Raw genomic sequence first — 7413 nt, 5'->3', positions numbered from 1 at the left:
TATTTATCATCTTTTTTTTTGCGTATTGGGATGATGATAACCGATATCAAACCTTGGTTATGCTTCAACTTATTGAACTTATGGCTTTAGTATTTACTAATGGATTGAAGTGCAGAAATAAATGTGAAGTTGCCTCTATACCTTTCTTTTATTTCCCGACAAGTCTAATCCACATACATAGCCTTACAATCCTTACATTGCCTTACATAGTTCCTTGCGTAGTCAGGGTTACAGAACTTACCTCTACTACCACAAAAAAGATCAAAGGCTGTAGGGGCAAAGCATTCCCGCAACCATTTACAAATTTACCAATCCCTTAAAATCGGGAATGCTCTGCCCTTAACCTCAAAACGTAGGGGAAAGGTCTTAAAATCGGGAATGCTCTACCCTTAACCTTGAACATTCATTGATCATTCTCAAACCGCAGGGAAAATTTATCGGCAAAAGCGGAGAGGGTTAAGCATTTGCAGAATGATATCTCTGTGATGGGTTTTGAGATTGTGGCGCAAATGCTTAACCCCTACAGGTTTTGTTCATATGTTTGTTTATATTAAATTTTCGGCTAAGATAAAGCTATCTAAATCGCCAGATTGCCTATGTTTTCTCCCAATTTCTTAACTGATTTGGCTCGTAAGTACGAGTTGTCTCCTGAACAAGAGGAAGTATTTTTGCTTTGGTGGGGCGATGGTAAGGGCGATCGCGAGATATCGGAAATATTGCACGTCACGGCTGAGGCGATCCGCAATCGCAAGACTGGAATTTACAAGAAGTTTAGTATTGCGGGTAATGGGGCGAATAAGTCGAATAAGTTGAGGAATTGGTTAGAGGCAGAGGCGAAAAAGCAGAATCCAAAAGCGGAGACTCAACCAACCCTTAAACTAGTGGGAGCCGATCGCCTGACTGATGGCGGTGATGAGCAGAATGTAAAAGCGGAGATTCAGCCAACCGTTAAACAGGTGGGAGCCGATCGCCTGACTGCTGGACATGATATTAACTTAACGATCAATCAAATAATCGGTAATTCGGATCAATCGGCTGAAGCCAAAGATATGCCGAAGTTGAGTATTGAGGATTTGGTGAAACTGGCGCGGGAGAGATGCGCGGATGATATTCGGGAGCGCTGTGGGACGATGCGGGTGTTGGACATGACGCAACCTGTTGATCTGGATCGGATTTATACCGATGTGAATATCATCAAGGATGTGATCGGGCGGCGGCGGATTGGCTATGACGAGGTGATGGAGGTATGTACCCGTGAGCATTTTGATCGCTTTTTAGTGGGGACGATTAAAGAACGGGTGACAGGATTTGCTGCCGTAGAGGAATTTCAAAAGCTGGTGGTGTTGGGTAAACCAGGGGCAGGGAAAACCACGTTTATGAAATATTTGGCGATGTCTTGTCTCGGTGGTAGGTTTCATGGGGAACTTGTGCCGATCTTTGTGACGCTGAAAGCTTATGCGGAAGAGAGAGGACAGCCATCGCTAGAGAATTATATTTTGACGGAATTTGAAAAGCGCAAGGTATCGCAGGATGTAGTGAAAAGTTTGCTAGATGAAGGTAAAGCGCTAATTCTGTTAGATGGATTGGATGAGGTGAAGAAGGAAGATGATCGGCGTGTTAAGCAAGATATCGATCAATTCTCAAGAGATTGGCTAAAAAATCGATTTGCGATTACCTGTCGGATTGCGGCAAGGGAATATCAGTTTGAGAAGTTTACGGAAGTTGAGGTTGCGGATTTTGACGATGGGCAGATTGAAACCTTTGTCAATAACTGGTTTCGGGAGAGGGATGAATCAAAGGCGGAACGGATGCTAGAGAGGTTGAAGGGTAATGAACCTGTCAAGGAATTGGCAAAAAGTCCTTTGTTACTGACGCTGTTGTGTTTGGTATTTGGAGAGCGTAACGACTTCCCGCCGAAGCGATCGGAACTGTATAAGGAAGGTTTGGAAGTATTGATGAAAAAATGGGATGCGAAGCGCAATATTGAACGGGAGATAATTTATCAACATCTTTCGCCGCAAAATAAAGAGGATATGCTGGGACAGATTGCTTTTAATACTTTTGTGAATGGTGAATATTTCTTTCGGCAAGAGGATTTGCAACGTCAGATTAAGGACTATATCTGCAATCTCCCTGAAGCGTCCGCCGATCCTGAGGCGTTGCGGCTGGATAGTGAGGTGGTGCTAAAGGCGATCGAGCATCATCATGGGTTGTTAGTGGAGAGGGCGAGAAATATTTATTCATTTTCCCATTTGACTTTTCAGGAATATTTTGCAGCGAGAGAAATTGAGAGAGAAAGACATTTTGAAACGTTGATGCAGCATATTACCGATCCTCGATGGAAGGAGGTATTTTTATTGACTGCGGAAATGTTGAGGCGATCGGATGATTTTTTGAAGATGATGAAGGATCGCACTGATAGAATGATTGCAAATGATGAGAAGTTGCAATCATTCTTAGAATGGACAGATCAAAAGACAAATTCTGTAGAGGTTACATACAAAGCAGTAACAGTTAGAGCTTTTTACGCATACCTTGAAGTCCTCGACCTCAACCGCGCCACCGACCTCAACCGCGCCACCGACCTCAACCGCGCCATCGACTTCAACCGCGCCATCGACTTCGACTTCGACTTCGACTTCGACCTTGCCCTCGACCTTGCCCTCGACCTTGTCCTCGACCTTGCCCGCGCCATCGACCTTGCCCGCGCCATCGACCTCAACCGCGCCCGCGCCCGCGCCATCGACCTCGACCTCGAACGCGCGTCCGATCTTGGTGATGATGTATTACGACAAGCGCTGCAAGTGTTTAAGTCTCAGTTCCCAACTGAACGAGAGGAGTTCTATCAATGGTGGGACAATCATAGAAAGGAATGGATTGAAGAACTTCGACGGGTATGTATTGGTCGCCGCAATATTGGTCATGATTGGCAATTTGCTACAGAGCAAGTGGAACTTCTCAAAGAATATTACGCAGCCAATCTCCTCCTTGTCGAGTGCATGAACCGCAGCTACGTCAGCAAACAAGTCCGTGAAGAAATCGAATCAACGATGCTTTTACCAAGGAAAAAGTAGAAAGGAAAAAGGAAAAATTATCACCAAATTTTCCCGTAGGGGTTAAGCATTTGCGCCACAATTTTTAAAAACATCACAGACACATCATTCCGCAAATGCTTAACCCTCTTCGCCTTCACCGATCGCTTGTCCCTGCGTTGCGAGGTTTAGTGCAGAACATTCCCAAATAAAGGGAATCGGCAAAATCATAAATCTCTGCGGGAATGCTATGCCCCTACAGGATTTTGGGATTATGATGATATTTCTCTGTGGATAAATTGCGATCGCCATCACCACAACCAATAAACCAATTAGCATCATGCGCTACACATTGCGCGATCGCCATGACGCTATAAAATGTAATGCGAGTTACCTACGAAAAACAAGAAATATGCCCCGCCGTAACGATAGCCCAAAAATTTAGCGTGAATATTGCACTAATTCACTTTTCTAATTGGCGATCGCGACATACTTCTGTGATTAATTCAAATGTAATGTTCCAAGTGCATAATACAGAAATTACTCAAAAGTCGCATTTCTTAGCTTCCTTAGTATCGGGACAGGCTTTTTCTATATCTGATGTTACACCTCTGTTTCCAGATAAGCTAATCTTCTTTATCTTTTTAAATTCACTCAAGGCATACCTCATTTCATCCCATTTGCTAAAGGGAGTATCATTGTCGGAAGAAAGACTCAAATCATTTCTACTGAGATCAAGTATGAGCAAACCCTTAGACTTTTCACTAAGACTCTTTAAACTGTCTATCAATTGTGAATTATATTTAAGCTTATTATCAAAAAGGATAAGTTCTTTAAGTGATTCTAAACCTTCAACACCATTAATATTAGATAGCTGATTTGCACTTACCTTGAGATAAGTGATAGATTTGATTTTATCAATACCCTTTATAGATTTAATTTTGTTTTCGTTAAGAATTAGAGTACGGAGATATGGAAAACATTTTGAATGATCACTAATTGCCTTAATTAACTTATCTTCATCGGGATTACCGTCAACATCACCACCAAGATTATTAGAAGAAAGATCAATTTCTCTAAGATTAAGCTGCTCTTTTTCTATTTCACAGTTTAGATTTATATCAACGTCTTGTAATCTATTGAAACCTAACTTTAGCTTTTTCAAATTCCTAACATTAGATAAATCAAATTTATTTGATCCTAACCCGTTCTCAGATAAATCTAATTCTTGCAGATAAGGTAAATCAATTTTAGTGATATTTTTAATATTGTTTTTTGCCAAATACAGAGATCTCAACGTTTCTTTATTATTAATACTTGACCAAATTTTTTCTGAAGCTCCTAATGTTTCAGCCCATAGTTTTTGAATTTTTGGTAATCTTAAGATTCGTTCTATACTATCATCAGCAGAAAGAAGAGGATTATTACTAATTCTTAATTCTTCAAGGTTTTTCAATGAATTTATAGTTTCAGGAATGTTTTCTATTGCATTATTATCTAACCAAATAACTTTCAAAGATTCCATTAAATTAGAGCGATTATTCAAGAATATATCAATGTTTTTAATAGAATTCCTAGAAAGATATAATTTTTTGATTTTCAACTCTCCTAACTTCTCTATCTTTTCAAGCTTTTCAATATTGTTTTCTGACAAATCTAGCTCATCTATCTCATCTAGCTTAGAATCCTTTAGCAAATTTATAAGATTATCCAACTTTGTATCATCAATTCCTTGACCATCCAAACGTATTGACTTTAAGGAAGAAACATCCTTACAATTTAATTTGTTTTGTTCAATTATTTCCTTAACTAAATCATTTGAGATTTCTTTGTCGCACCAAGAAATTGGCTGGTGAATTGTTGCTTGCGATCCTCTTGGGATAAAATTTGCTGCCGTAGCACCCATAGCAATTATCAGTAAGCCTAAACTCAACCACCATGGAGAAATTGACGGTTTGTTTGAATCTTTAGGTTCAGGGACTGGTGGAACTGGATCTTTTCTTGTTTCAGACTCGATTTCTATGATTGGCTTAGGGAGAGCAAGTTTTTCGATCGCCCAGTCTAATTCTTCTATCCATTTTTTTTGTGATTTATCTTCAGTATCACGATTACAAGTCACTACTCCAAAATTACTAGATTGAGAGAGAAATTTCCTATCTTTAACCACACTTTCTCTATCTCTGATTCCTTTTACAATATCATCTGCACATTCGTAAAGAATTTCTACTAAAGTTTGCGTTCTTGTGATAAAGACAAAAGGGGGAACCTCAAGTTCCGCCTCAGTCTTTTCTTGATTCCCTTGCCATAAATTTGCTCCTATCGGAAAAAATTCATGTCTAATAATTCCCAAACAATCATTTGTTAACTTTTGGATCTGATGCTGTGGCAGCTTTGTATTGTATTTACGTGTGTTAATAAAGTATTCCTCTTTGTAAATATCATATGAGCTCTTAGCAATCTCAGCAAATCGTTTTTGTGTATCATCATTAGCTTTTTCTCTAAATCTTTTCAATCTTAAGCTAATTGATTCAAAAATATGACTCAACTTCACTTTATAAGATTTTGCTAAATATTGCCCCTCATCTGCTAAATATTGCTCCTTGTAAACATTTGCATCAATTTCGTTTTCCAAACAAAGGCGTTCGTAATGCTGAAAAAAATTGAGCCAGCGTGTTATTTCTATTCGTAATTGTTCTGAATCTACTTTTTGATCTTTTGCTTTTTTGTATAGGGTATTTAGAGTAGAAGATTGCTCATAATCATCTTCTAAAGATAGTAAATATGCGTAAGGGAAAAAGTAAGATGACTTTAGGTTTGTGCAAGCATTGGCAAAGAAAAATGTTTGAATCCGCTCAAATTCAGCAGTTAACTCAGTTGCTTCAAACAAAGTTTCTTGATAGAGGTTACCAAAATTGCTCGAACGAATACAGTAGGGTTGCTGTGTCCTATTTTGTCTGGATGCTTCTATGGGTATTTCTGTATATAAAGAGTCATAAAGTGCTTCCATTGACCACGCTTTACCTTGCCTTAAGCAAGCCAGAAACTTGTGGGTGAACAATAGCTCTTTTTTGTCACCATGATCTGCGATCGCTTCCTGTGGTATACCTCCGATGCAGTTTGTGGAAGTAATACAGCAAAACCAAGGAGGAGGGGGAGCAGGATTATCTGGTAGTAATTTAATTAATCCACTATCACAGCAATCAATAATAATGTAGTTTTTTCGTGCTGCCGCTGCATAATCTTTAAGAAGTCCTTGTAAGCGAGTAGAAATGTCAATTAAGTGATGTTCCCGTATAGCTTGCTCAAATGATGCTTGTGATGTAGTTAACCAAAGAACATTATTACGATAAAAACCGTGTCCCAGATAGTACAGCAAAGTAGTATCTTCTACAAAGCTCTCACTGTATAGCTTCCGCATGGCATCTTCAATCACTGATGCTGAGGCAGCATTGCCAATTAAAGAAGTTACTTGAAAGCCTCTAAGCCTAAATTGTCTTTCAACATCACTAGCTTGACTATATACAGCATCAAGATTTGGAATTCTAGGAAAAGATGGATTACCAGGTATGCCAATTACTAATGCTCGTTTTGTCATTAGATTCACTCACCTTTTTTCTTGGATGAATCAGCTTGTCCATTAGTCTTCTTCTTTTCGGCTTGCTCATCAACTTTCTTCTTCGATGCTTTTATTTTCCCATCAATGAGTTCATAAACAATTATCCCTCCCTGAACAAGGTGCTTACCTGCGTTGAGTTTGTCAACAACTTCCTTTTTTACCTGCTCTATCCGTTCTTCGTCAACAATATTGTTTGATTGATCAATAGCAACATCACCAACAACGTTAACAGAAATAATAAGGAGCGAAATTGTTGTTGCAGCACCATGAGCTATTTCTTTAAGTCCTGCCGACCCTTCTGCAAACTCTCTTTCTGGTTTTGTAACCCTACCAATTAAGGAATCCCCATTCTCAAAATACAGGCTTTGCTGTTGTGTAACTATCAGATTGAACAATCCATTTTGGAAGTCCTGTACGCTAAATTGGGTATCGCTAAATATAGCGCTGTCAGCTAACACCTGTATGTCTATAATCATTATTTATTACTCATGTCTGTATCTGATTTTCCTAATTAAAACAGATTTATACTAATAATGTCAAGATAGGTAAGACCATAACAAGGATTAAGTTTTTAAGATGAATTTCATAACTAGTATTGTCAACTGATTAACAGTCGTGTTTAGCATAATCTCGATAAACAACAAGCTAAAAAATAGCCAACAAACCAATTAGCATCATGCGCTACACATTGCGCGATCGCCATGACGCTATAAAATGTAATGCGAGTTACCTACGAAAAACAAGAAATATGCCCCGCCGTAACGA

At 39.0% G+C, this 7413-nt stretch carries 4 protein-coding genes; 1 reads left to right on the top strand and 3 read right to left on the bottom strand.

Annotated features, from left to right (window positions below; translation table 11 throughout):
- The first annotated feature begins 596 nt into the window (after nucleotides 1-596).
- A complete protein-coding gene (locus H6F44_RS21525; protein ID WP_199302232.1) occupies nucleotides 597-3074 on the top strand; it encodes an NACHT C-terminal helical domain 2-containing protein in 2478 nt (825 codons plus the stop codon).
- Nucleotides 3075-3173: 99 nt separating this feature from the next.
- Here H6F44_RS21525 and H6F44_RS21520 read toward each other — a convergent pair whose 3' ends face one another.
- From H6F44_RS21520 to H6F44_RS21510, 3 genes are all read right to left on the bottom strand, one after another.
- Nucleotides 3174-3371 carry a hypothetical protein gene (locus tag H6F44_RS21520; RefSeq protein WP_206754484.1) on the bottom strand — a complete coding sequence of 66 codons (198 nt, stop codon included), beginning with the start codon at nucleotides 3369-3371 and terminating at the stop codon, nucleotides 3174-3176.
- Between the two features lie 205 nt (nucleotides 3372-3576).
- Nucleotides 3577-6627, bottom strand: a complete 3051-nt coding sequence (locus tag H6F44_RS21515) for a leucine-rich repeat domain-containing protein (protein WP_190353142.1) — start codon at nucleotides 6625-6627, stop codon at nucleotides 3577-3579.
- Nucleotides 6628-6632: 5 nt separating this feature from the next.
- Nucleotides 6633-7124: a hypothetical protein gene (locus H6F44_RS21510; protein ID WP_190353141.1), complete on the bottom strand. Its 492-nt coding sequence runs from the start codon at nucleotides 7122-7124 to the stop codon at nucleotides 6633-6635.
- Between the last annotated feature and the right edge of the window lie 289 nt (nucleotides 7125-7413).

The sequence above is a fragment of the Pseudanabaena cinerea FACHB-1277 genome, assembly GCF_014696345.1.
In the GTDB taxonomy this organism is placed as follows: Bacteria; Cyanobacteriota; Cyanobacteriia; order Pseudanabaenales; family Pseudanabaenaceae; genus Pseudanabaena; species Pseudanabaena cinerea.
This window is presented reverse-complemented; position numbering and strand designations above follow the sequence as displayed.